The organism is Shimia sp. R9_2 (assembly GCF_017743735.1).
Lineage (GTDB): Bacteria > Pseudomonadota > Alphaproteobacteria > Rhodobacterales > Rhodobacteraceae > Shimia.
In genome coordinates this window covers 307,484-332,946 of record NZ_JAGHRO010000004.1, presented here as the reverse complement: position 1 = coordinate 332,946, position 25,463 = coordinate 307,484, and the positions used below count along the sequence as shown (strand labels likewise).

Sequence of the window (25,463 nt, the reverse complement as noted above, 5' to 3'; positions counted from 1 at the left end):
ATCACCGTGCAAGCCACTTTGAAAACACCAGTTCATTTCGTTGGAACCGGCCTACACTCCGGCGCTGAAGTGCACCTGACCGTGCGCCCGGCATCGGCAGATTACGGCATCTGGTTCAAGCGGACGGACATTCTGGTGGGCGATGCGATGATCCCGGCACGCTGGGATGTGGTTGAGCAAACCGCACTCTGCACCCGCATTCTCAACACCGCAGGTGTGGCTGTGTCCACCATTGAGCACCTGATGGCGGCTCTGGCGGGCTGTGGCATTCACAATGCGTTGATCGAGATCGATGCGCCTGAAGTGCCGATCCTTGATGGCAGTTCTGCGGAGTTTGTGCGTGGCTTTCTGAAAGCGGGCATCGTGAGCCAGCATGCGTCTGTCTGGGCCATCGAAGTGCTGAAGCCTGTATCGGTCACCCGCGGCGATGCGGTGGCCGAACTGCTGCCAGCAGATGAAATGCGCATCGATTTTCACATCGACTTTGTTGATGAAGCCATTGGTCAACAGACCAAGACCCTGAGCCTTGCCAATGGCAGCTTTGTGCGTGAGCTGTGTGACAGCCGTACCTTCTGCCGTCAGGCGGATGTCGAAGCCATGCAGGCCAATGGTCTGGCGCTGGGGGGCGACCCAACCGAGAACGCTGTGGTGTTTGACGGTGCTAAAGTCAGTGCGCAGGGTGGTCTGCGCCACTCCGATGAGCCTGTGCGCCACAAGATGCTGGACGCGATGGGCGATCTCTATCTCGCGGGTGCGCCTCTGCTGGCGCAGTATCGTGGCCACCGTGCCGGTCATGCGCTGACCAATGCGCTTCTGCGTGAACTTTTTGCGGATCCATCAGCATGGCGTCTGGTGGAATGCACGGCCGCACAGGCGGCACGTTTGCCTGGTGCGGGCGTGCATATGGGCGAGGTTCCTGCGGTCGCCTAAATGTGATTGCAAGATTTGAAGCCAAAGACGTTTTGCCCCGGAAAATTCTGTGCTAACAGCATTCTGGAAGGGTGGGTAAATCCCGCGATGAAGAAAAGGTTGAGCACTATGTCAGGCATCGGGTCGCGGGCACGTCTTCTGGGATCGGTTCTGGCACTGGCCGTTGTGGTGGCCTGTGGCGACAATGACGCAAGCGACGCACGCCGGGGTTTGATCGATCTGGAACAATTCACACCGGAACAGATTTACGAGCGTGGCGAATTTGAGCTTGCACGGAATCGCGGCACGGATGCGGCCTTCTTCTTTTCCGAGATTGAGCGGCTTTACCCCTACTCAGAGCTATCACAGCGCGCCTTGATCATGCAGGCCTTCTCTTATCACGCGGATAAGAGCTATCCCGAGAGCCGGGCAGCGGCGCAGCGGTATATCGACTTTTATCCGGCGGATGAGGATGCGGCCTACGCGCAGTATCTTCTGGCGCTGAGCTATTATGATCAGATCGACGAAGTGGGCCGTGACCAAGGCCTGACCTTTCAGGCCCTGCAAGAGCTACGCAAGGTCATCGAGATTTATCCGGACAGCGAATATGCCCGCTCGGCGGCGCTGAAATTTGATCTGGCCTTCGACCACCTCGCCTCCAAAGAGATGGAAATCGGCCGCTATTACCTGCGCCGGGATCACTATGCGGCGGCGATCAAGCGTTTCCGTGTGGTGGTAGAGGATTTCTCCACCACGACCCACACGGCAGAAGCGCTGCACCGTTTGGTTGAGGCGTATCTCTCGCTGGGTCTGGTGCAGCAGGCACAGACCGCAGGGGCCATTCTCGGTTACAACTTCCAGTCCACCGAGTGGTATGAAGACAGCTACAAACTGTTGACCGGACGCGGGCTTGAGCTTGAGGCCGCAGGCGACGGCTGGCTCAACCAGGTCTATCGTCAGACCTTGAAGGGGCAATGGCTGTAACGGCGCGCAGGTTGCGCCCTGCCAACTGACCCACATGCTGCGCTCTCTTGATATCCGCGATATGCTGATCATTGATCGGCTTGAGCTGGCGTTTCAGCCGGGCCTCAATGTGCTGACCGGTGAGACCGGGGCAGGCAAATCCATTTTGCTTGACAGTCTGGGCTTTGTGCTGGGCTGGCGCGGGCGTGCCGAGTTGGTGCGCGCAGGGGCGGAACAGGGTGAGGTTGTCGCAGAGTTTGATCTGCATGAAGGCCATCCTGCGCACGCCATTCTCGAAGAGGCTGGGCTGCCCGGGGGCGAAGAGTTGATCCTGCGGCGGGTGAACCGCACCGATGGCCGAAAGACGGCCTGGGTGAACGATCGGCGCGTGTCGGGGGAAGTGCTGCGGCGCTTGTCTGAGACCTTGGTGGAGCTGCACGGTCAGCATGATGACCGGGGTCTCTTGAACCCCAAGGGCCACCGCGACCTGCTCGATATTTTTGCGGATACCGAAAAACTGCGCGGCAAGACCCGCAGCACATGGAGCGCGGTGACCAAGGCGCGCAAGGCGTTGACCGCAGCCGAGGCAGCGCTGGCGGAGGCAAAAGCCGAAGAGGACTTCCTGCGCCATGCGGTGGCTGAGCTTGATAAGCTTGATCCCCAACCGGGAGAAGAAGCCGAGCTCGATACCCGCCGTCGCATGATGCAGGGTGCTGAGAAGGTGCGCGAGGACGTCAGCCGCGCCCATGCGGCGCTTGGCAATGGCGGTGCGGAGAGCGCCATGGGCGACGCCCTGCGCTGGCTGGATGGTGCTTTGGCGGAAACCGGCGGGGCTCTTGACGCGCCGGTCGCGGCATTGGAGCGTGCGCTCAATGAGGTGAGCGATGCGGTCGATGGCATCGAGCGCTGCCTGGAGGCGTTGGATTTCAACCCCCATGAGCTGGAAGAGATCGAAGAACGCCTGTTTGCGATCCGCGCTTTGGCACGCAAGCATGGCGAAGTGCCGGATGAGCTTGGCACATTTGCGCAAAACCTGCGCACGCGCCTGGCCGCTTTGGATGCGGGCGAGGGCAATATTGCGGCGCTGACCGCAGATCTTAATGCGGCAGAGAGCGCTTATGACGCCGCTGCAAACGCCCTTACCAAGGCGCGCCAGACCGCGGCCAAAGGGCTTGATAAGGCCGTCATGGCTGAGCTTGCGCCGCTCAAGATGGAGCGCGCGGTGTTTGAGATCCGCATCAGCGAAGGCGACGCCGGTCCGGAAGGCCGCGACGCGGTGGAGTTTGTGGTGGCCACAAACCCCGGCGCGCCGGCAGGCCCGCTGGCCAAGATCGCCTCGGGCGGTGAATTGAGCCGGTTCCTTCTGGCGCTGAAAGTATGCCTGACCAGCGACATCAGCGGCATGACCCTGATCTTTGACGAAATCGACCGTGGTGTGGGCGGCGCAACTGCGGATGCGGTGGGCCGACGCCTGAAGGCATTGGCCGATGGCGGGCAGGTGCTTGTCGTGACACACTCCCCGCAGGTGGCCGCGCTTGGCGCGCATCACTGGCGCGTGGAAAAGAGCGTGAAAAACAACCAGACCCTCAGCCGTGTGGTGCCTTTGAGCGCGGATGAGCAGATTGACGAAGTGGCCCGCATGATCTCTGGTGACACGATCACCAGCGAAGCCCGCGCTGCGGCCAGAGCCCTTCTGGGCTGACACAACGGGTCGCGCTGCCTCAGGCGTGGCAGCTGTCGCACAATTGTCCACATTCACGTGAAATGCGGCGCTTACCCCTTTGCTATGACAGCAAAACCCGCGTAGAGCAGAGAAGACCCCCTATGGGTCTGACTCCCGGAGATTTTGCGGCCCAATGGCGAAATCGGTTGGCTCCTTTCTGGCGGAAAGCGCTCAAGACGCGGCAAACACTTGTCGTGGAGGATGGCGCGTGCTGGTCACCAAGGGGCCAAGTCAGTTTCAGTTCTGGATCATCGCGCTTTGCATCGGGATTGCCGCCGGTTTTGCGGCTTTGTTCTTTCGCAAAGGCATCCATTGGCTGCAGTCCACGCTTTATGGCGCTGAGGATCTGACCAAGCTGCACAGCTTTGCCTACACGCTGCCATGGTACTGGCTGCTGGTGATCCCGACCGTCGGCGGCTTGGTGGTTGGATTGATCTTGCACCACTTCACGCCGGATGGGCGGGTGCGCTCTGTGGCGGATGCGATCGAAGGCGCCGCACTGCATGAAGGGCGCGTTGAGAAACGGGCCGGGATTGCCTCTGCCTTTGCTTCGCTCATCACCCTGTCCTCTGGCGGCTCCACCGGGCGTGAGGGCCCCGTTGTGCATGTGGCAGGCGTGATTTCCAGCTGGGTCAGCGACCGCATCAATGCCAATGGCATCACCGGGCGCGATCTGTTGGGCTGTGCGGTGGCTGCGGCGGTCTCTGCCTCCTTTAATGCGCCGATTGCCGGGGCGCTCTTTGCGCTGGAGGTGGTGCTGCGCCACTTTGCCGTGCATGCTTTTGCGCCCATCGTGATTGCCGCCGTGGCTGGCACGGTGATCAACCGGCTGGAGTTTGGCGATGTCACGGAGTTCATGCTCAACACCGGCACCGAGCTGCAATTCTATCAAGAGCTGCCCGCCTTCCTGATCCTTGGCGGGATTTGCGGACTGGCGGCTGTGGCGCTGATGTGGACGATCTTTTGGGCCGAAGACATGGCCAACCACGTGCAGGAAGAGCTGCGCATCCCACGGTGGCTGCGTCCGGCGATTTCGGGCATTTTGCTGGGCATTCTGGCGATCTGGTTCCCGCATATTATTGGCGTCGGTTATGAGACCACCTCTGCGGCCCTGACAGGGCAGTTGCTGTTGCATGAGGCGGTGGTCTTTGCGGTGTTGAAGGTGATTGCGGTCTCCATCACCATGGCGGGCCGTATGGGCGGGGGCGTGTTCTCACCTGCCTTGATGCTGGGCGCGCTGACCGGTTTGGCCTTTGGCATGATTGCCACGGCGATCTTCCCTGATGTGTCCGGCACCACCACGCTTTATGCGCTGGCCGGGATGGGGGCCGTGGCCGCCGCCGTGTTGGGCGCGCCGATTTCCACCACACTGATCGTGTTTGAAATGACCGGCGACTGGCAGACAGGGCTGGCGGTGATGGTGGCGGTTTCGATCTCCACCGCGCTCAGCTCCCGCCTTGTGGATGGGTCGTTCTTCCTCACCCAGCTGGAGCGGCGCAACGTGCATATCGCAGCAGGTCCGCAAGCCTATCTGCTGGCGCTTTGTGGCGTGGCCAAGGTCATGCGCAGCAATGATGATCCCAAAGCCGCCCCGGAGGAGCGCTGCTGGGAGATGGTTGCCGAGGGCTGTTATGTGAGCGGCAATGCCACGCTGGAAAGCCTGATGCCGATGTTTGAAGCCACAGGGGAGGCCTTTATCCCTGTGGTTACGGTGGTGGGCGAGGATGCCTCGCCAGAGCTGTTGGGGGCGGTCTTTCACGTGGATGCGCTGCGGGCCTACAACAAGGCGCTGGCGGAGACCGCAGCCGAAGAGCATTCCTGAGCGCAGGCGCGCTTACTCGTAAAACTCGACAGAGGTTGCCCGCAGTTTGTAGGTCGCGCTGACATCAGAATCTCCGTCGACCAGAAACAAAGAGCTTATCGTCGGATCGTTGCGCAGCTCGCCCGTTATCCAGACCGGGGTGTAAAGCCCCTCTGGCTCAAAGCCTTCGGGATAGCTCACATGCACAATCTGATTGGCAGGGGGCGGGGGCACGTGGATACAGGCGCCGACTGTTGGCACCAGCAGGAATTCGGTGGCCTTGTCGCCGTTCATCTCAAGCGGCAGCAGGTAGCCGGGCAGGCGGATGGACTGGCCAACCACCGCGTCATTGGGTGCGCTGGCCTCTGCCTCCAGCTGCGCCATGATGCGCAGGCGCTCAGACAGCAGGAAATCCACCTTCACACCCTGATCATATAGCACCCCACGCAGAGCTTTGGCGTCGGCGGCGGCGTCTTTGTCATTGTCCTCTTCGGCGATGGTGTCGAGCCGCAGCACGCGGGCGAGGTTTTCCATCTGTTCGTTGGTGAGAGTTTCAAAGGGGTTTTTGATCGGCGTGGTTGGTCCCACCAGATCATCCCAGCCCAGCTCACGCGGCTCTGAAGCAAGGCTTGCGGTGCTCAGGCCCGCACAGATCAGCGCTGCTGCGGCTGCGGTCAATAGCGGTTTCATCGTTGGTGTCCTCACACTCAAAGCCGTGTTGCCAGCCCATCTGCCAACGCCATGCGATATGCATACCAAGCTGGCAGAAAACCGGCCAAGAGGCCAAAACAAAAGATCGCGATCAGGAGGCGCAGATCCGACGCCGAGATCGTTGAAAAACCAATGCGGAAGCCGACAGACGGGTAGATGTTCTGCTCCTGTGCAGGGGCACACGTTCGCCAGCCTTTATGCAAAGCGACACCTGCGTGATCGCAGGTGTCTTCTTGTCCGGCCACCCTTAGGCAAGCCTCTCAGTCTTCATGCCCGCCATCGTTCCGGCCTTCTTGGCGAGAAGACTTGGGGCGGAAAGGTGAGATCAGACGCGCTCGACCGTCACCAAATCGGAGCCGTGAAAGGCAATATGAGCCTTGATCCGCTCGACCGCTTCAATCGGGGCCTCATAGCTCCAGGCGGCATCCTTGATGGTCGTGCTCTTGGTCACGATGGAATAATAGGAGGCGTCGCCCTTATGCGGGCAATGCGTGGTTTTTTCGCTGTCGTCCAGAAAGGCAGTCGCGATATCGGCGCGGGGGAAATAGATCACAGGGGCATGGCCCTCTTCGCTCAGCTCCAGTGCCGCGCTGCTTTCGCCCAAAATGGCGCCGCCAGCCCGCACAACCCAATTGCCGTCTGCCTTGCGAATGGTGATATTGCCGCTCATCAAATTTCCCCTTTTCCTCATCCTGTTGCCACTATCGCCGCTTTGTGACAGCGCTATGTCAGCTCAAACGACCTGCCGCACAGTCAAAGCGGCGCAGTTGCGCCATCCAACCACACATTCTCCTCTGGTGCGAGACGTGGTGACAAAAGCTGACGACACGTCGCATGGTAGTCATTGAGCCAGTCACGCTCATCAGCGCTCAGCATGTCGCGCACGATCAGCTCGCGGGAAATGGGGGTGAAGGTCAGGGTACGGAATTGCAGCATTTCGCGGTGATCGTCGCCACCGAGCAGTGCAGGGGCCTCCTCAACCACAATCAGGTTTTCGATGCGAATGCCAAAGGCACCGGGGCGGTAGTAGCCTGGCTCGTTGGACAGGATCATACCTGCCTCAAGCGGCACGTCGCTCACCCGGCTGAGGCGTTGGGGGCCTTCATGCACGCAGAGATACGCGCCAACACCATGGCCCAACCCGTGATCAAAATCCTGCCCGGCCATCCAGAGGGGCAAACGGCCAATGGCCTCGATATGGCTGCCGGCGACGCCTTTGGGGAAGCGCATGCGCGACACGGCGATCATGCCCTGCAGCACACGGGTGAAGGCCACTTTGGCCTCAGTGTCGACCTCGCCAACCGGCAAAGTACGGGTGATATCCGTGGTGCCATCGGCATATTGTCCGCCGCTGTCGAGCACCATCAGCTCGCCCTCTTGCAGCTGGCGGTTGGTGTCTTCCGTGACGCGGTAATGCATGATCGCGCCGTGCGGGCCGGAGCCGGCAATGGTCTCAAAGCTGATGTCCAGCAGCGCATTGGTGGCGCGGCGGCTGTCTTCCAGTTTGCGCACCACATCGATCTCGGTGAGGGCGGTTTTCTCCTGCGCGTCAAACCAGCTCAGGAAGGTGCTGACGGCCGCGCCGTCCCGCAGGTGCGCCTCCACCATGCCTGCAATTTCTGCGGCGTTTTTGCGCGCCTTTGGCATCACGCTGGGATCCTGATCATAGGCGATCTCTGCCGCGCTCTGGGCGACGGCGGCCTGCACTGCGATTGGTGCGCTTGCTTTGTCCAGTCGCACGGTGCCGCTAGATTTGGTCAGATGCGCAATAAAGCCCGCTGGATCATGCACACGCACCTCTGCGCCCAGATGGTCCTGAACCGCTGCAAGCTTTGCCTCTGCCATGAAAAGATCCACGTTGGCATCTGCGTTGAGGATGGCAAACCCATGGGCCAGCGGGTTGCGCGGAATGTCGGCGCCGCGGATGTTGAGCAACCAAGCGATGCTGTCCGGAAGCGTGATCACCGCAGCGTCATGGCCTGCGGAAGACAGCTCGGCGGCCAAACGGGCGCGTTTCTGGGCGTGGCTTTCTCCTGCAATATCAGCGGGATGGGCTTTTACGGCGGCCATTGGCGCGTCAGGCTGATCCTCCCAGATTGCGTCAATCGGGTTGGCCATGGGCACAAAGGTGATGTCGGTGCCAGCCACCGCTTTTTGCAGGGCTTCAAGCTGGCCGATGGTGTAGAGCCAAGGGTCAAAGCCAACGCGCCCCGCGCCCAGATGCTCCACAATCCAAGGCCCTGGCAGCACCTCAGGCCAGTCCACTGGGGTGTAGCAGTCCGCCACCTGTTCTTTGACCTGTGTGCGGTAGCGCCCGTCGACAAAAACACCGGCGATGTCGCTCAGCACCACGCAGAACCCGGCTGAGCCGGTAAAGCTCGTCAGCCAGGCCAGACGATCGTCACGCGGCGCGACATATTCCCCCTGATGGGCATCCGCGCGCGGCACCAGAAACCCGTCCAGCCCTTGCGCCTTCAGAACGCCGCGCAGTTTCTCAAGCCGGGCAGGGCCTTGTTCCGGGCGTGCGGTGACGTTGAAATCCTGAAACATGGTGAGGCTCCGTGGCTATAGGTTGAACGCGCGTTCAGTGATACGCAATCGCTCTGCAATGGCAAGTCAGTAAGAGGGGGAACTGGCATTGGGGGCGCGGGGAGGGGGCAGCCCCTCAGCCCCAGGATATTGGGTGGGACATTTGGCGTATGAGAAAACCGGCTTCTCATTCGTCAAATATCCCGGGGTGGGCACATCGCAGATGTGACAGGGGCAGAGCCCCTATCCCTTAACCCGCTTTGCGCATGCCCATCACACGTGCACGCGCACGCGGGTCGCTGTCAAACAGGGCCGCCAGCTGTTCAGTCATGGCGCCGGCCAGCTGTTCCACATCGGTGATGGTCACCGCGCGGTCGTAGTAGCGGGTCACATCGTGACCGATGCCGATGGCCAGCAGTTCAACAAGCTTGCGTTTTTCCACCATCGCAATCACGTCACGCAGGTGTTTTTCCAAATAGTTGGCCGGGTTGACCGACAGGGTGCTGTCATCCACCGGCGCGCCGTCCGAAATCACCATCAGGATTTTACGCTGCTCTGGCCGCATCATCATCCGCCGGTGCGCCCACTCCAGCGCCTCCCCGTCGATGTTTTCCTTGAGCAGGCCTTCTTTCATCATCAGGCCCAGATTTGGGCGCACGCGCCGCCATGGGGCGTCGGCGTGTTTGTAGATGATGTGGCGCAGATCGTTGAGACGACCGGGCTGTTGCGGACGGCCTTCATTGAGCCATTTCTCCCGGGCCAAACCGCCTTTCCAAGCGCGCGTCGTGAAGCCGAGGATTTCGACCTTCACGTTGCAGCGCTCAAGCGTGCGCGCAAGCACATCGGCGCAAATCGCGGCAATAGAGATCGGGCGGCCACGCATGGAGCCCGAGTTGTCCAGAAGCAGCGTCACGACAGTGTCGCGAAATTCGGTGTCATGCTCCATTTTGAAGCTCAGAGGTGTGGTCGGGTTGGCCACAACCCGCGCCAGACGGCCCGCATCCAGCGTGCCTTCCTCCAAATCAAACTCCCAGCTGCGGTTCTGCTGGGCCTGCAGGCGGCGCTGCAGGCGGTTCGCAAGGCGGCTCACCGCGCCTTTGAGCGGCTCAAGCTGCTGGTCGAGATAGGCGCGTAGGCGCTCAAGCTCGACAGGCTCGGCCAGATCTTCGGCTGCGATCTCTTCGTCGTTGGTGGTGTCAAAAACCACATAGTTCGGGTCAGCCTCAGACACCGGAGGGGGCGGCGGCGGATCAAGCGGAGCCTCGCCATCAGGCATTTCCGCCTCATCAGACATTTCGTCTTCGGCCATGTCATCCATTGTGACCTGAGCTTCGGACATGTCCTGCTGCTCTTCCTGAGACTGCTCAGGGTTGGCTTCCGCGTCTTCTTCGTCCTGATCGTCCTCGCCGGTGCTGTCCGGGTTGTCCTCTTCCTCGGATTCCGGTTCCGCCTCGTCCTGATCATCCTCAAGATCGTCGGGGTCGTCGCCAAGCTGGTCGCCGTAGCCGAGGTCGTCGATGATCTGACGGGCGAACTTCGCAAAGGCCTGCTGATCTGACAGAAGATCCTGCAGATCATCCAGATGTTCGCCAGCGTTTTGTTCGATATAGCCGCGCCACAGTTCCATCACATTGGCCGCCGCCGGGGGCAGATCGCGGCCGGTTGCCAGATAGCGGATCAGATAACCTGCGGCGGTGGCCAGAGGGGCCTGATCGCGGGCGGTGATCTCACCATAGCCGCGGCCTGCAGCCTCATGGCTGATCTTGACGTCAATATTGGTCGCGGTGCCCGGCATCTCGCGCGCGCCCATGGCCTCGCAGCGCGCGGTCTCCATCGCCTCATAGAGGTCACGTGCCATGCCTTGACCGGGCGCATAACGCAGGTGGGTCGCGTCATCGTGATATTTGTGCTGCAGCGCCAGCGCATCCGCCGTGCCGCGTGCCAAAAGCACCTCATCGCGGGTCATGCGACGGCTCACTTGCGGCAGGCGCACGCTGTCGCCGGAAATGCCGGAGGGATCAACCGTGTAGGTCACCGACAATTCCGGATCGTCGGCCATCACTTTGGTGGCCTCTGCCAAGGCCTTTTTGAACGGATCAGCGGGGTTGTCGGACTTCTTGATCATGCCTGTGATTAATCACGGGAGCGGCGGCATGTGCAAGGCGTGAATGCGATTTCCTATGGTCTGAACGTCGCGGCCAAAATGGCAACACTGCCACGCTCACAGCACCATGTTGCGGCAATCGGCAATACGCTGGACAAGCGCCGCCTCGGCGCGTTCTGCCACACCGCGATCAAAGCTGTAGAAAGAATGCGCGAGCAGACCGGCGACTTCGCTCCAGCCCTGCGCGCGCCACTGCACGGACACCTGCGTGCCATCCTCGTCTGGCAAGGCATCGGGCAACACCGCTTCAAGCATCAGATCAAAGGTTTCCACCAAGGCGGCATTGCCGTCGGCCTCGGGGTTTTGAACCGCACGCTGATGTGTGGTCAGCGCCGAGATGCGCCCGGAGCAGGTGGCAAAGGCCTGCGCTTGTTGGTGCGGCCAGATTGGCAAAGAAGATGCAGCGGTGCCCATGGTCAGCAGGGCGGCGCCACAGAGAAGGCTGCGGAAGGTCGTGCGTGCTGAATATGTCATGTAACAAGTTTATGACGCTTCGCCGGTCAGTCAATGCTGTATATACAAATGATAGTGCAAATATATCTCACGTATGGGTGAGTGTGCCTGAGGTATGGACGTTCTGTGGCTTCGATCTGGAGGCTTTGCTAAACGCGCAACATTCAAGCCGCAGGTTGGGCGTCATGCCAACAAAAAAAGCCGCCTCAAGGAGGCGGCTTCTAAAATCTCTGACAGCAGGCTTAGCCGAGGCTGACGCTGGCTGCGCTTTCTGGCAGTTCTTCGTCAAAGCAGCGCTGGTAGAACTCTGCAACGGTCTGGCGCTCCAGCTCGTCACATTTGTTCAGGAAGCTCAGGCGGAAGGCATAGCCGACATTGCGGAAGATTTCCGCGTTCGCGGCCCAGTTGATCACGGTCCGTGGGCTCATCACGGTGGAGAGGTCGCCGTTCATGAAGGCTGTCCGGGTCAGGTCTGCGACGGTGACCATCTGGTTCACAATCTTGCGGCCCTCAGCGGTGTTGTAGTGCGGCGCTTTGGACAGAACGATGGCGGCTTCAGCGTCATGGCTCAGATAGTTGAGCGTGCTGACCAGCGACCAACGGTCCATCTGGGCTTGGTTGATCTGTTGGGTGCCGTGATAGAGGCCGGTGGTGTCACCCAGACCAACGGTGTTTGCGGTGGCAAACAGGCGGAAGTAGGGGTTCGGCTTGATCACTTCGTTTTGGTCAAGCAGCGTCAGCTTACCGTCGGCTTCCAGCACACGCTGGATCACAAACATCACGTCCGCACGGCCCGCATCATATTCGTCAAAAACGATCGCAGTCGGGTTGCGCAGCGCCCATGGCAGGATGCCTTCGTGGAATTCAGTGACCTGCTTGCCGTCGCGCAGCTTGATCGCATCCTTACCGATCAGGTCGATACGGCTGATGTGGCTGTCGAGGTTCACACGCACACAGGGCCAGTTCAGACGCGCAGCAACCTGCTCGATGTGGGTGGATTTACCGGTGCCGTGATAGCCCTGAATCATCACGCGGCGGTTATGGCCAAAGCCTGCGAGGATCGCCAGTGTGGTTTCGGGATCAAACTTATAGGTCGGGTCGATTTCCGGCACACGGTCTGTACGCTCTTCAAAACCCTTGATTTTCATATCGCTGTCGATGCCAAAGACTTCGCGCAGATCAATGTCTTCAGTGGGCTTTGTGTTGCTGTCCATGATGCCGTCAGCCATGCTCGTTGTCCTTCCATGTGCCGCGCAATCAGGGGCGGCTGAAATCTACCGGCCTTTGGTGCATCAAATTGAAAAGGATCACAAGCGAAACCACAAAAAAGACGCGGCGTTGTGCATTGGCTGCAAGAGGCCGCTCTTTTGGCGCGCTATTGATCGGGCAATAGTGCCACCCAAAGGCGCTTGCGTTGCGCCTTTAAACCTCGTCCAGCGCGGCGCGCACTGCTGCTGTGATTTTCTCGCGGCTCGCAGCATCCAGCCCCTGCATTTCCACCACAAGCTTGTCGCCTTGCTCGGTGGCGCTGGCGGCGCGGCGGTTGGTGCCGTGGCGCAGCACACGATAGGGGGTGATGGCGCGCGAGATGCCTTTGAAGTGTTGTGGCTCCAGCGGCTCGGCATCGACCAGATCACGGGCATGGGCGTAGGTTTCATAGCTCATTACAATGCCGCCGGGCTCCGCAATGCCTTCCAGCCGCGCGGCAAGATTGGCCTCCGCGCCGATGATCGTGTAATCCATGCGGGTTTCTGAGCCGAAATTGCCCACGTTACAGTAACCGGTATTGAGCCCCATACGGGCGCGGAACGGGTGTTCCACGCCGCGTGCCCGCCAGATCTGTTCCAGCTCATCCAAACGTTGCTGCATTTCGAGCGCCATGCGCACACAGGCACGCGCGTCTTCGGACACGCCTTGGGTGGAGGGATCCCCCACAAAGGCAACAATCGCATCGCCGATAAACTTGTCGATGGTGGCACCGTGCTTGGCAGCGATCAGCCCCATTTCCGAGAAGTATTCATTCAGCAGCGCAGTCAGCTCTTCGGGCTGCATCCGTTCCGTGGTGGCGGTGAAGTCTTTGATGTCGCTGAAGAACACCGTCAGCTTTTTGCGCTCAGTGCTGATGGAGGCGTCTTTCTCCCCCTCAAATATCGAGCGGTAGACCTGCGGTTCCAGATATTTGGAGATTTTGAGGGAGACATCGGCCAGAAAGGCGTTGTTCTCTGTCAGCTCTTTGTTGGCGTCGCGGAATTTGCCGGCCAGTTGCAACTGGTGGCGGGCAAAGGTCACCACCAGAAAGCCAGCCACCAGCATATAGGTCAGCAGGAATTTGAATGAGCTCAGGTTCAGAGAAAGCGGCTGGCGTACATGCACGATTTGCAAGCCACGCACCGCTTCAGGAGGCCAAGAGGCTGCAGTGTCGGTGCCGCCAACCGCCACACAATCCGGGCAATCTTCAGCATGGATCAGCGGCGTCGCCATGGTCAGACGGTGACCAAAGAGGCCGCCTTGTTCCTGCACAAGATGAGGGCGCTTGTTGTCAGGATCACGCAGGGTGGTGAGCGCATTGCGTTCAAACGGGCTCAACTCTGAGGCTGATGCCTCGGTCCCCAAATCATCAAACACATAGCGGAAAGTCACACCGGGCAGGATTTCTGAAAAGCGTTCTGACAGCGCGATCGCGGCGGTTTCCGCTGACGGGACACCGGCGTCAAGCTGTTCCGGACCTGAGACCTCTTGACGGTAGAGCAATGTCGCCTGTTGTGCGCCATCTGCATCGCGCACAAAGACCTCAACATTGCTGGCGTAGTAGCTGCGGATATTGTCCATCAGCCGGTTCAGACCGGTCGCCTGCCGATGCAGGTTGTGGTGGGACAGGCTGTTCAAATCGAGCCACAGGGCCACAGGCAAAAGCGTGATCGCGGTGGCCGCCGCCAGATAGAGCTGTCTTGGGTGCGCTGTCAGGTGGTCGATCAGTTTCTGCATAAGTGTCCCCAACTGGATAAGGGTGGTGCGGCGGGTGGTGCGGCAAAGGCCTCTTGCCATCGTAGCGGGACTTTGGCGCGGGTCCACCGGTGAAAGAGCACAGGAGGACAAACGCAAAAGGCGCGGCCAATCGGCCACGCCCTTTGGTGAAGCTTGCCATGCAACTATTTGAAGTTGCGGCTTTCCTTGATCTGATCCCAGGCCCAGACAACTTCTTGAAGCTGCTCTTCCTGGCTCCGGTCGCCGCCGTTCATATCCGGGTGCAAAACCTTGATGAGCTTTTTGTAGGCTTTGCGCACCTCGGCCTTGGTCCAATGGTCTTTGGCGTCCAGAATTTCGATTGCGCGGCGCTCTGTCGGGGGCAGGCGCCGTCCACCGCCGCCACCTTTGCCGGGGTTCTGAGTGGCGTTGCCGCCCAGCACCTGATGCGGGTCTTCAATGCCCAGCCGCGCCCAAGCGCGTGTCTCTGGGTCAACAAACTTCTTGGTTTCGCGCTCCCAGACTTTGTCCTTGGAGTTCTGCGCGTTCATTTCGGCTTCGGTCTTGCCGTCAAAGAAGTTCCACTTGAGGTTATACTCGCGCACGTGGTCCTTGCAGAACCACTTGAATTCATCAAGCACATCCGGCGCGCGTGGGGCGCGGTAGGCGCCAGCCTCTTCGCAGCCGGGGTGCTCGCAGGTGCGGGTCGATGTCTCTGACGCACCAGTCATGCCACGGCGGCCGCGCGGGTTTTTCTTCTTCGCCGACTTCACGGACATATCGAAACCAAAGGGATCTGATTTGGTCATGAACTCACCTTTTCGACTCGGAGCAGAGAGTTTACCCTAACCAGAGGCAGATTGAAGAGGCTGGACGTAGAAAAATGAGCGTTGCACAAGAAATTCACAATAAGTTGGTGAGCGCTTTTTCGCCTGCTGAACTTGAGGTCGTTAATGACAGTGCGCGTCACGCTGGCCATGCGGGTGCCCCTGATGGCGGGGAAAGCCATTTTAATGTGCGTATCCGCGCATCGGCCTTTGCAGGCAAGTCCCGACTTGCGCGTCACCGCGCCATTCACGCGGCTTTGGGAGAGGCGCTGATCGGCCGTATTCACGCGCTGGCCTTGGACGTTGATACACCCAAAGACTAGGCGTTTGGCTGCCGCTCACTCTTGCTTGAGGGACTGCACGCCAGCACGCACCACTTCGTCCTGATCCCGCTCGGCAGGTTCCTCCGCATCTGTTTCCGGTGCTTCGGATACCGTGTCTTCCTGCGCATCAACCGCCTGATCGGCGGAGTCTTCTGACTGCTCCGGAGAGGGCAGTGCGGCGGGCTCCGGTGTTTCCGTCTCATCGAGCGGTTCCGTGAGGGCGGGGCGGCGATACACAAGAACCGTGCGATAGGTGGTCGAGGTGCTGGTCAACCCGCTGCGTTCTTCATGGGGCAGGGTTTCAGCGCGCACAAACTCCCATCCCTCACCGGCAAGGTAATTCATGTGCAGCTCAAGCGCATTGGCAAACCGGCCCTCAGGCCCTTTGATGCCTTTGCCCTTCTGTCCGCGGGTTGGGGAGGGGACCACCTTATATTCGTACGTCATATGTGTATTCCAGCGCCTAAAATAACTTGATCAGATCCGTCTGCGGCCGCTAGCCGCGCATTTTCTTGGGCAAGAGGCGCAGCCGCTCCGGGTAGTCGGGCACCTCTGCATGTTCTTTGAAGAGCGCCCAGCTGGGGAATTTGTCCTGCGGGTCGCGTTTCTTGGACAGGGCCGTGCGCATGACCGACTGACCGAGCTCTTTGGCCAGCGCGTCAACGCAGATCTGCACAAGCGGCCACTTCTTGTGGTAGTCATGCCCGGCGATCATGCCGCCGACTTTCACCTTGGCGAGCCAGTCAAACATGGTTTTGCCGCGCTCTTCGCCCGTATGGGCATAGCCATCAATATAGACAAAATCGAAGAACTCATCAGGGAAAGCATCAAGCGCGTCCTCAAAGCTCATGCGCAGCAGCCAGTAAGGCTTGCCCATCCCAACGTTTTTGAGCGCGTCGATGTATTCCTTGGTGTCGTGATGATCTCCGTAAAGATCCACACCATAGAGTTCTTTGAAAAGGCCGCTTTCCATCAATCGTTTGGAATACCAGCCCCTTGCGACGCCAAGTTCAATGCCGATCAGCCCGTCACGTTCCAGGAACTGCGGCAACTCTTTGCGCTCTTGCAGAATGTCGATCACGTCTACCATTTGAAGTCAGCTATTCACGTAATTTCACCAAGGGTCCAGCATGCAGGAGACCGTCTGCGGCCTTTGCGCCAAAACGTGGCGCGGCTGCATCGTCCTCATAAAGAGGCCTCACTTAAATCCGGTTGATTTTGCCGCGGTTTTTGCGGTTTTTTCGGCGAATGCCCATCTGCCGGCCGACCCGCTCCGGACGGCGCATTTTGCTATGGGCCTCCGCAAGCTTGGCAAAGTTGGCTCGTATGTCCTCAGGCATCGCGGTGACGTTTGGGCCGGACCGATCAATATGAAGCCCGAGACCTTCGCCTGTGGCCGCAAGCCAGCCATCTTCGTGCCAAAGCTCCTGATAGAAGTGGAAGCTTTTCTCATCATGATCGAGCAGCTGGAATGTCGCTTGCACCCAGTCGCTGACATACAGCTCACGGATATAGCAAAGGTGGAACTCTGCTGAGAAGGTCGTATTGCCCGTCGCGGTGCGATACTCCGCGTTCAATCCCAATTGGTCAAAAATCTGATCCACGCCGCGATCAAACAGAACATTATAAAACGCCATGTTCAGGTGGCCGTTAAAGTCGAGCCACTGCGCCTCGACAACCATCGGGGTGGAGAAAAATGGGGCCTTAAATGTCATGCTTAGGTTCCTCAAAACGTGGCAGAACTTATGCGGCGCTGGGGGCGATGCATCAAGAGAAAGTCGCCTTTTACGGGCGGACAAGCTGGCGGTTTTGATGCGAACAACGGTTCTGTCACGCGCAACTCTTCTGGAACAACGATCCGTAGATCGTGCCGTAGCTGAACACAATTCTGAGAGGAGTTTCAAATTGGTTAATTCGTGTCTTGATATAGGGCTGGGCCGCTCTATACCATCTCTCACTTATTGGAGCAGGTACATGACTTACTTAAGGTTTTTCTTTCCGTGGACGTCAGGAATAGCGCCCAAGATTGACGTATCTCTGCTCCGAAAGCAGATCCGCGCCACCTAACGCGCGATCTCAGGCTATGAGCGCTTTCGTCTCAGCGGGTGTTTGAATGAGACCCGCTGCAGAGGAGACACTCCCGCACTTTCTCTCAGGCACAGCCACCTCAAATGGTGCGTTTTTACCCAGGAGGACTTTGCGTCAGCGACACATGTCTTCGATACGCTGGCGTGTAACGGTACTAAGATTAAAGAGGAAATCACTGAATGTTTGACCTATCTTATGCGCGGTTTTGGTCCGCCGCTGCATTTTGTGCGATGGCAGGGGCGTCACAGCCCGCGCTGGCGCAAGACACCGCCATGAGCAGTGAGGCGGTCGCCTTGCAAGAGAGCTGTGAGGCGGGGGAAATGGAGAGCTGTTATGAGCTTGGCCATCTGTTCTACAGCGGCGAGGGTGTCGAGTGGGACGAAACCAAGGCTGCGGAACTTTATGTTCAGGCCTGCGACGCAGGGTTTGAGCGCAGCTGTGCAGATGCCGGATACATGTATCGCCACGCGCGCGGTGTAGAACTCGATTTGACACGCGCAGCGGGCTACGACGTGAGAGGGTGCGAAGCTGGAGAAGCTTGGGCCTGTACGTCGGTTGGTCGCAGCTATGAGCTTGGCAACCGTGTCGACGAAGGCGATGTTGCGCAGGATATCGCGAAGGCGGCACATCTGTACAATCTGGCGTGTGAAGGCGGTCGGGCCGAAGGCTGCGCATACCTCGGCATCTTGCAATCAGAGGGGCGCGGCGTTGCGCAAGACTATGATCTGGCGATAAAAAACTTTGAAGCGGCTTGCTATGATGCGGGCAATTCCCTTGCTTGTTCCAAGCTTGGGTTTCTTGCCATTGAAGGGGACGGGATGAAGCAAGACTTCACCCAAGCCACGATCCTGCATTCCTATGGGTGTGACAGCGAACAATGGGCAAGCTGTCGTGCGCTGGGGCAGGTTTATGAACATGGATACGTGGGAATTGAAAACAAACGTCTGGGACTGAGCAAGTATATCCAGGCCTGCGAAGGGCGCTATGGCTATGATGCTGAAGGCTGCGCCTATGCGGGTATCGTGTATGATTTCGGCAGAGGCGTTCCCGTGGATGACCAACGGGCGGTTCATTATTATGAACGCGGCTGCGAAGGTGGATCGGCCACTGGGTGCGCAAGTCTTGGTGGTGCCTATGCCAAAGGGGAAGGTATCGAGCAAGACCATGAAAAAGCACTGCATTACTCGGTGATGGGCTGTGAGTTGGGCAGTGAATATGGCTGTTTCAACAGTGGCCTCGCATACATGTTGGCAAACGGTGTCGAGGAAGATCCAGTGGTTGCGGCGAATTATTTTGATCAAGCTTGCCAAGGCGGCCACGTTTCGGGCTGCAGCAATCTCGGAACCGCTTATCGGGACGGGGACGGTGTAGAGCAGGACTTTCAGAGAGCGTATGAGCTCTATGAGTCCGCCTGTGAGAAAAATGATGGTCTCTCTTGCAGCAACATAGGCTGGCTCTATCGGAACGGCCAAGGCGTCGAGCGGGACTATGAAAAGTCGCTGGAGATCTTTCTGGACGCTTGTGAGAAAGACTATGCCCATGGCTGCTATGTGGTGGGTTTCCAGTATCTGAAAGGGGAAGGGGTCGACAGAGACAAAGAGGTCGCTGAGACCTACCTCAATCAAGGCTGTGAGATGGGCGAGGAATATGCCTGCGAACTGCTCGAAGACGAATTTGGTGGTTTCAGATTGAAAAAGAAGAAACGCTAAACTGTCTGACAGACCGGTATGCGGCCCGCTGGTTTTCACCGGCGGGCCGTTTTCTTTGGTGGTACCTCCACGCGGACGTGTTGGCGATGTTTCGGCTGCTATGCCTTCCCCAAAAGCGGGGCAGGTTTAGCGCGCAGGCGGTTGGTGCATTAACCTTTGAAATGCAAAAACGCGCCGGTTTTTACACCGACGCGTTAAAGTCGCGATACAGACGCAATACCGACGTTGCTGTTTAGCCGTTCAGCTTCTGCGCCACCAATTGGTTAACAGCCTTCGGGTTGGCCTTGCCGCCGGTGGCTTTCATGACCTGACCCACAAACCAGCCCGCCAGTTTCGGGTTCTGTTTGGCTTTCTCCACCTGAGCCGGGTTGGCTGCGATGATCTCATCCAGCGCCGCTTCGATTGCGCCGGTGTCGGTCACCTGCTTGAGGCCTTTTTCTTCAACGATCTTCGCAGGATCGTCTTTGGTTTCGATGTGGATCTCAAGCACGTCTTTGGCGATCTTGGTGCTGATTTCATCAGAGGCGACCATGGCAAGAATGGCGGCGTTGGCTTCGGGTGCGACCAGCTCCTGTGGGCGGACCTCAGCTTTATTGGCACGGCCCAGAACTTCGTTGATCACCCAGTTTGCGGTCTTCTTGCCGTCACCTTTGCCCACGGAGGCTTCAAAGTAATCGGCCAGATCAACCTCAGCCGTCAGCACGGAGGCATCATATTCGGTCACGCCGTAGTCTTTGATAAAGCGTGCTTTTTTCTGATCGGGCAGCTCCGGAAGGGTCTTGGCGATATCGTCCACCCAACTCTGTTCGATCTCCAGCGGCAGGAGGTCAGGATCGGGGAAGTAGCGATAGTCATGCGCTTCTTCTTTTGAGCGCATGGAGCGGGTTTCGTTTTTGTCCGGATCATAGAGACGGGTCTCCTGATCGACAGAGCCACCGGCTTCGACAATCGCAATTTGACGGCGGGCTTCATATTCGATCGCCGCCTGAATGAAGCGCATGGAGTTCATGTTCTTGATTTCGCAGCGGGTGCCGAGATGCGAGAAGTCCTGTGTTTCCATGTACTTCTCATACTGGCCCGGACGGCAGATGGAGACGTTCACATCTGCACGCAGGTTGCCGTTCTGCATGTTGCCATCACAGGTGCCCAGATAACGCAGGATCTGGCGCAGCTTGGTGACATAGGCGGCGGCCTCTTCGGGGCCACGAATGTCGGGGCGGCTGACGATTTCCATCAGCGCCACACCGGTGCGGTTCAGATCCACAAAGGACATATTCGGGTCCATGTCGTGCACGGATTTGCCGGCATCCTGCTCAAGGTGGATACGTTCAACACGCACCAAGCGTGCAACGCCGGGGCCCATGTCCACGAGGATTTCGCCTTCGCCGACAATGGGTTCATAAAGCTGGGAAATCTGGTAGCCCTGCGGCAGATCCGGATAGAAGTAGTTTTTGCGGTCAAAGGCGGATTTCAGGTGAATTTCGGCGTTCAGGCCAAGACCTGTGCGCACCGCTTGCTCCACGCAATACTCGTTGATGACAGGCAACATGCCCGGCATCGCGCTGTCCACGAAAGCCACATTGGCGTTGGGCTCTGCACCAAAGGTAGTGGAGGCACCGGAGAACAGTTTCGCATTGGAAGAAACCTGCGCGTGCACCTCCATACCAATGACCAGTTCCCAGTCATGTTTGGCACCCGCGATCACTTTGGGCTTGGGGGTCTCATATGTCAGGTCGAGCATCGCTCACGCTCCTTGAATATCTGGCTGGTCTGCGTTCTAGGCCAGCCGGAAGTGAGGAGCAAGGGGGCAGCCGCCTATGGGTTGGCCTGAGTGATGCCTTCGGGCGTGAAATGCACGGTTTGTCCGGCTTTCAGGCTGCTCATGAAAGGCATGGCCACGGCCTGAAGGGCCACATCGCGCCCCTTTTCAGAGAGGCGCTCTTTGGAAATCACACGTGAGGTGTTTTCAAAGCCGATTTCCGCATGGCCCCAAATCAACGGGTGAATTTCGCGCAGGTGGTCATGAACCACCATGTCAAAACCCTTGCGCAGAGCGGGCGGCAAGTCGCTGTTGAGCGCGCCGGTGTCATATTGCCCGCGGGCATATTGCCAGCTGCGATAGAGGTGGGCCGCCATGAGATTCGCCGCGTGTTGATCGCCTCGGCGTTTCAAGGCGTCGGAGACCCCATCAAGGAAGTATTCAATTTCAATGACTTCCAACCCGCTTGGGTCAACAAGCAGGGAGTCAAACCAAACCCAAGCATAGGCGCCTGCGCCCCATATGTCATAGGTTTGTGCCGCGATCCGGCGGGCTTGCAGGTCGAGCTGGTCAAAATCGCCGTACCAGCGGGGCAGCAGGTAGTTCCCCAAGGCCCGCATGTGCCGTGGGTTAAACGGGTCGAGCGCGATCAGCGATTCATATTCGGTGCAAAGCGCCTTTGTCGGGTCTTCCAACCCGGGGAGCAACGCGCAGCGGGCCGCTGACAGCGCGGAAGAGTGGTGGATCTTGGGGCAGAAGCGATCCAGAATTTCCGTTGCCCGCGCAAAATGGGAGTGAAACGCCTCGCGATTGATTTCCCGTGTGTCGTCTTTTGCGATTGCGCCGCGCCACGCCCAGCCGATGTCGATGTGCACATGGGCCACAACCAAGGCAATCGGATAGCTGTCAGGGAAGTCTTCCAGCAGATACTCCATGGCCTCGATGCCATGGAAAAAATCCGCGTCTGAGGCGGGTTTGCCGTGCAGCAGCGCATGTTCCGCCGCACGCACCACATCGGCGCGCGCACCAAACAGCATGAGCTCCGACAAGGGGGCACCGGATGTGGTGGCCGCGCGGTTCTGATCATGTGTGCGGATCAGATCTTCGAGTTCTTCCCAGCGCTCTTGCCGGGCAAGAAACTGGCCCTGCGCGCGGGTGTCTTCGCTCTCCACTTGATCTGGCGTTTCGGCGTTGACCGGAATTTGCAAGCGCGTGAGCAGGTCGCGGTAGGTCTGCTGAGTGTCAGAAGAGCGACCTGCTGCCTGTGTGGCGCGGGCAGGGGCAAAGGCCTCATTCAGCTTGCGCAGCGCTGGAGCCGCAAATGCGGACGCAGGGCGAACGTTTTGAGGTGTTCGCTTGCGTGTCCGTTCTTTGAGAAAGAATTTCATTGTGGCTCCGTGATCTAACAGAGCCCACTATGATTTCGCTTTCAGGCTAAAAAAGGGCATCAACTTGAAATCATGCCGTCAAGTCGGCGTCGATTTTCAAGCAAGGTTTGCGGCTAGATCAGCCGCAAGCGGTCATGTTCGACCGCAACGCCAAGTGTTTGCAATGCCGCCTCCAGATCTGCTCTGGGTGGTAAAACATCCTGTGGTATCCGCACCTTAGCGCCATCCTGCATGACAAATGTCATGCGAAAAGCCACGTTCAGGCGGGTCGCGATCTGGATGGATTTGATCTGCCCCAGCTCTATTTCCGCCTCCTGAGTGGCGTTTTTCCAGCGCACCCCGGCCTCAGAGAGGGCAAAATTTGCGACCGGATTAAAGAGCACATCCACCAGAGTGGGGAGCGCAAAGAGCGACAAGAAGGCGACGATGGCCCAATAGGCGCCTGTCAGCAGCATGCCGCCAAGCGCCATCACCGCCAAAATCAAGACGGTGATGCTGCGCGCGTTGCGGCCCTGCGCTCTGTGCGTGAGGATCGGCTCTGCTGTCATGCGTTTAGGATGCGGGTCACCATTTCGGTGGTGTCCCGGCTGAGGCCGTCTTGACCTGCGATGCGCTCAAGTTCGGTGCGGATTTTGCCCTGGCGTGTTTCATCATAGCGCTTCCATGTCTGGAAAGCGCTGCACATGCGGGCGGTGGTTTGCGGGTTCACCGGATCAAGCTTGATCAGCCAATCCGCCAGCAGGGTGTAGCCTGCGCCATCCTCAAAGTGGAAACCCGCGTGGTGCATGGCCAAAACGCCCATCACTGCGCGGAAGCGGTTCGGGTTTTTCCAATCAAAATCCGCGTGTTGGGTGAGCGCTTGAGCGGTTGTGGCGACATTTTCAGGCTTGGTCTGCATGATCTGCATGGAGAACCATTTGTCGATCACAAGGCGATCGTATTGCCACTGATCATAAAATGCGCTGAGCGCGTCCTCGCCTTTACCAGCATCAAGCAGTGCGCCAAGCGCGGAAAGTTGCAGAGTCATATTGTCCGCTGCATCATATTGCTTGGCGGCTGTTTCGCCACCGTCCAGACGTGTCAGCAGCGAGAGTGCAGCATTGGCAAGGCTGCGTTGACCGGCCGGGCCAGCATCCGGGCGATAGGGGCCTTCTACCTGATTGGCAGCATAAAGCGCGGGCAGCAGATCTGCGAAACTCTGTGCTTTGGCTTCGCGCAGGGCTTCGCTGGCGGCGTGGATGGCCGCAGGATCGGGTGTTTCGCCCATCTTGTGCAGGGTTGCGGCGAGTTCGGATTGGGACGGCTGGCCCAGCATCAGTGCGCGGTAGGCCGGATCAAGGCTGTCATCACGAAGAAGCGCTTTGAGGCCGTCAAGGTAGGCCGCGCTGGGCGCGTCGCCCTGCAGGATCGCTTTCAGCAGGCTGTCACGCGCCAGATCGCGACCGGCTTCCCAACGGTTGAAGGCGTCTGTGTCATGGGCCAGCAGGAACGCGCGGCGGTCATTGTCGATGTCATGGGTCAGCGTGACCGGCGCCGAAAAACCACGCAGAACGGAGGGGATCGGGCGGGTGGCGTGGCCGGGGAAGGTGAAGCTTTGCTCTTTTTCCGTCAGTTCAAGCACCTGCGTGGGCAGCACTTCGTCGCCGTTATCATTCAGAAGGCCAACTGCCACCGGGATAACCTGTGGTGCCTTTTGATCCTGCCCGGGTGTGGGCGCGCTTTTCTGGCTGAGGTGCAGCGTGAAGGTGTCGCCCTCATAGTCTTCGCGCACGGTCACCTCTGGCGTGCCGGATTGGGAATACCAGAGTTTGAATTGGCTCAGATCACGGCCCGTGCTGTCTTCAAACACCTGTATCCAGTCCTCAATGGTGCAGGCCTGACCATCGTGGCGGTCAAAATAAAGGTCGAGCGCCTTGCCGTAGGCCTCATCCCCAACCAGTGTTTTGAGCATGCCGATGACTTCGGCGCCTTTTTCATAGACGGTCGCTGTGTAGAAGTTGTTGATTTCCTGAAAGCTTTCCGGCCGCACAGGGTGGGAGAGCGGGCCCTGATCTTCCGGGAACTGGCGCGCACGCAGGGCGATGACGTCGTCGATCCGTTTGACCGGCTCAGAGCGCATGTCTGCGGTGAACTGGGCGTCGCGGAAAACGGTGAGGCCTTCTTTGAGACAGAGCTGAAACCAGTCGCGACAGGTGATGCGGTTGCCTGTCCAATTGTGGAAATACTCATGGGCGATGATCGCCTCGATGCGCTCAAAGTTGCCGTCGGTAGCGGTTTCCGGGGAGGCGAGCACGCAGGAACTGTTGAAGATATTCAGCCCCTTATTCTCCATCGCCCCCATATTGAAATCATCCACCGCGACGATGTTGAACTCATCAAGGTCATATTCGCGGCCATAGACCTCTTCGTCCCAGGTCATGGATTTTTTGAGTGCTTCCATGCCGAAGGCACATTTGTGCTCGTCACCCGGACGGACCCAGATGGCCAGCTTGACCGGTTTGCCGGACATGGTGGTGAAGCTGTCTTCATGCGCGATCAGATCGCCGGCGACCAAGGCAAAGAGATAGGCGGGTTTGGGCCAAGGGTCTGTCCAATTTGCAAAACCTGCGCCGCTTTCTGCGCCATTGCCGTTGGAGAGCATGACCGGTGTATTGTCGCCGTCAGCCTCGATCCGCACATCAAAGGTGGACATCACATCGGGGCGGTCGGGGTAATAGGTGATCTTGCGGAAACCCTCGGCCTCACATTGCGTGCAATACATGCCGTTTGACATATAAAGCCCCTCCAGTGCGGTGTTGGCCTGTGGGTTGATCTCGACCTCGGCTTCCCATGTGAAGGGTGCATTTGGCACGTCTGCCTCAATGCCCCCCGCGACAGGGCGTGTTGTCACAACGGTGCCGTCAACTTTGGCAGAAATCAGCGTAAGCTGTTCGCCATGAAGGAAAAAACGGTTGTCTGTTGCATCCGGATTTGGACGGAACCGGATTGTGGAAAGCACACGTGTCGCCGTTGGGTGCAGGCGGAACGTGAGCGCGACGCTGTCCACGATGAAGCCAAAAGGCGTGTAGTCTTTCAGGTAGATCGTTTGCGGCGCGGCGTCTTTCATAGGGCTCTCCATCCATTGATTGCCTCTTGGTGTAATCCATCCGTGG

Annotated in this window: 21 protein-coding genes; 6 read left to right on the top strand and 15 right to left on the bottom strand. The window is 58.8% G+C overall.

All coding sequences use genetic code 11. The features are described from left to right. Positions 1–6: 6 nt before the first annotated feature. The 4 genes from lpxC (at position 7) to J7400_RS12495 (ending at position 5,417) form a co-directional block, all read left to right on the top strand. Positions 7–930, top strand: coding sequence for a UDP-3-O-acyl-N-acetylglucosamine deacetylase (lpxC, locus tag J7400_RS12510; RefSeq protein ID WP_209063677.1), 924 nt, complete (start codon positions 7–9; stop codon positions 928–930). 108 nt (positions 931–1,038) lie between these two features. Beyond that, positions 1,039–1,893, top strand: coding sequence for an outer membrane protein assembly factor BamD (locus J7400_RS12505; protein WP_209063675.1), 855 nt, complete (start codon positions 1,039–1,041; stop codon positions 1,891–1,893). Positions 1,894–1,927: 34 nt separating this feature from the next. Beyond that, the gene (recN, locus tag J7400_RS12500; RefSeq protein WP_209063673.1) at positions 1,928–3,574 is read left to right on the top strand and encodes a DNA repair protein RecN; all 1,647 of its coding nucleotides are present in this window, start codon (positions 1,928–1,930) and stop codon (positions 3,572–3,574) included. Positions 3,575–3,728: 154 nt separating this feature from the next. After that, complete coding sequence (locus J7400_RS12495; RefSeq protein ID WP_209063671.1) at positions 3,729–5,417, top strand: chloride channel protein; 1,689 nt, start codon at positions 3,729–3,731, stop codon at positions 5,415–5,417. Between the two features lie 12 nt (positions 5,418–5,429). Here the strand turns inward: J7400_RS12495 and J7400_RS12490 are convergent, their stop codons facing one another. From J7400_RS12490 to J7400_RS12455, 8 genes are all read right to left on the bottom strand, one after another. Next, on the bottom strand, positions 5,430–6,086 hold the full coding sequence (locus J7400_RS12490) for a DUF3299 domain-containing protein (protein WP_209063669.1): 657 nt from the start codon (positions 6,084–6,086) through the stop codon (positions 5,430–5,432). 346 nt (positions 6,087–6,432) lie between these two features. Beyond that, complete coding sequence (locus J7400_RS12485; RefSeq protein ID WP_209063667.1) at positions 6,433–6,777, bottom strand: DUF427 domain-containing protein; 345 nt, start codon at positions 6,775–6,777, stop codon at positions 6,433–6,435. Positions 6,778–6,860: 83 nt separating this feature from the next. Further along, the gene (locus J7400_RS12480) at positions 6,861–8,657 is read right to left on the bottom strand and encodes an aminopeptidase P family protein (protein WP_209063665.1); all 1,797 of its coding nucleotides are present in this window, start codon (positions 8,655–8,657) and stop codon (positions 6,861–6,863) included. 229 nt (positions 8,658–8,886) lie between these two features. Then, on the bottom strand, positions 8,887–10,761 hold the full coding sequence (gene cobT, locus J7400_RS12475) for a cobaltochelatase subunit CobT (protein ID WP_209063663.1): 1,875 nt from the start codon (positions 10,759–10,761) through the stop codon (positions 8,887–8,889). Positions 10,762–10,857: 96 nt separating this feature from the next. After that, positions 10,858–11,274 carry a hypothetical protein gene (locus J7400_RS12470; protein ID WP_209063661.1) on the bottom strand — a complete coding sequence of 139 codons (417 nt, stop codon included), beginning with the start codon at positions 11,272–11,274 and terminating at the stop codon, positions 10,858–10,860. Between the two features lie 221 nt (positions 11,275–11,495). Continuing rightward, complete coding sequence (gene cobS, locus J7400_RS12465; protein WP_209063659.1) at positions 11,496–12,482, bottom strand: cobaltochelatase subunit CobS; 987 nt, start codon at positions 12,480–12,482, stop codon at positions 11,496–11,498. Between the two features lie 193 nt (positions 12,483–12,675). Continuing rightward, positions 12,676–14,238 carry an adenylate/guanylate cyclase domain-containing protein gene (locus J7400_RS12460; protein WP_209063657.1) on the bottom strand — a complete coding sequence of 521 codons (1,563 nt, stop codon included), beginning with the start codon at positions 14,236–14,238 and terminating at the stop codon, positions 12,676–12,678. A 164-nt stretch (positions 14,239–14,402) separates the two neighbouring features. Beyond that, positions 14,403–15,026 (bottom strand): J domain-containing protein, encoded by a 624-nt coding sequence (locus tag J7400_RS12455; protein ID WP_209063655.1) that lies wholly within the window; start codon positions 15,024–15,026, stop codon positions 14,403–14,405. 74 nt (positions 15,027–15,100) lie between these two features. On the opposite strand from J7400_RS12455, the gene J7400_RS12450 reads away from it, so the two are divergent. Next, positions 15,101–15,367: a BolA family protein gene (locus J7400_RS12450; protein ID WP_209063653.1), complete on the top strand. Its 267-nt coding sequence runs from the start codon at positions 15,101–15,103 to the stop codon at positions 15,365–15,367. 15 nt (positions 15,368–15,382) lie between these two features. Here J7400_RS12450 and J7400_RS12445 read toward each other — a convergent pair whose 3' ends face one another. The 3 genes from J7400_RS12445 to J7400_RS12435 all read right to left on the bottom strand — a co-directional run bounded on the left by J7400_RS12445 (position 15,383) and on the right by J7400_RS12435 (position 17,082). After that, positions 15,383–15,814 carry a DUF4177 domain-containing protein gene (locus J7400_RS12445; RefSeq protein WP_209063650.1) on the bottom strand — a complete coding sequence of 144 codons (432 nt, stop codon included), beginning with the start codon at positions 15,812–15,814 and terminating at the stop codon, positions 15,383–15,385. Positions 15,815–15,863: 49 nt separating this feature from the next. Beyond that, a complete protein-coding gene (locus tag J7400_RS12440; RefSeq protein WP_209063648.1) occupies positions 15,864–16,457 on the bottom strand; it encodes a class I SAM-dependent methyltransferase in 594 nt (197 codons plus the stop codon). A 112-nt stretch (positions 16,458–16,569) separates the two neighbouring features. Then, positions 16,570–17,082 carry a thioesterase family protein gene (locus J7400_RS12435; protein WP_209063646.1) on the bottom strand — a complete coding sequence of 171 codons (513 nt, stop codon included), beginning with the start codon at positions 17,080–17,082 and terminating at the stop codon, positions 16,570–16,572. Between the two features lie 552 nt (positions 17,083–17,634). On the opposite strand from J7400_RS12435, the gene J7400_RS12430 reads away from it, so the two are divergent. Further along, positions 17,635–19,164 carry a tetratricopeptide repeat protein gene (locus tag J7400_RS12430; protein ID WP_209063644.1) on the top strand — a complete coding sequence of 510 codons (1,530 nt, stop codon included), beginning with the start codon at positions 17,635–17,637 and terminating at the stop codon, positions 19,162–19,164. 232 nt (positions 19,165–19,396) lie between these two features. Here the strand turns inward: J7400_RS12430 and gatB are convergent, their stop codons facing one another. The 4 genes from gatB to pepN form a co-directional block, all read right to left on the bottom strand. Further along, on the bottom strand, positions 19,397–20,905 hold the full coding sequence (gene gatB / locus J7400_RS12425) for an Asp-tRNA(Asn)/Glu-tRNA(Gln) amidotransferase subunit GatB (RefSeq protein ID WP_209063642.1): 1,509 nt from the start codon (positions 20,903–20,905) through the stop codon (positions 19,397–19,399). A gap of 74 nt (positions 20,906–20,979) precedes the next feature. Then, positions 20,980–22,311: a hypothetical protein gene (locus tag J7400_RS12420; RefSeq protein WP_209063640.1), complete on the bottom strand. Its 1,332-nt coding sequence runs from the start codon at positions 22,309–22,311 to the stop codon at positions 20,980–20,982. Between the two features lie 113 nt (positions 22,312–22,424). Beyond that, positions 22,425–22,859, bottom strand: a complete 435-nt coding sequence (locus J7400_RS12415) for a hypothetical protein (RefSeq protein WP_209063638.1) — start codon at positions 22,857–22,859, stop codon at positions 22,425–22,427. Beyond that, positions 22,856–25,417, bottom strand: a complete 2,562-nt coding sequence (pepN, locus tag J7400_RS12410; protein ID WP_209063636.1) for an aminopeptidase N — start codon at positions 25,415–25,417, stop codon at positions 22,856–22,858. Before pepN ends, J7400_RS12415 begins: the two co-directional genes overlap by 4 nt. Positions 25,418–25,463 lie beyond the last annotated feature (46 nt).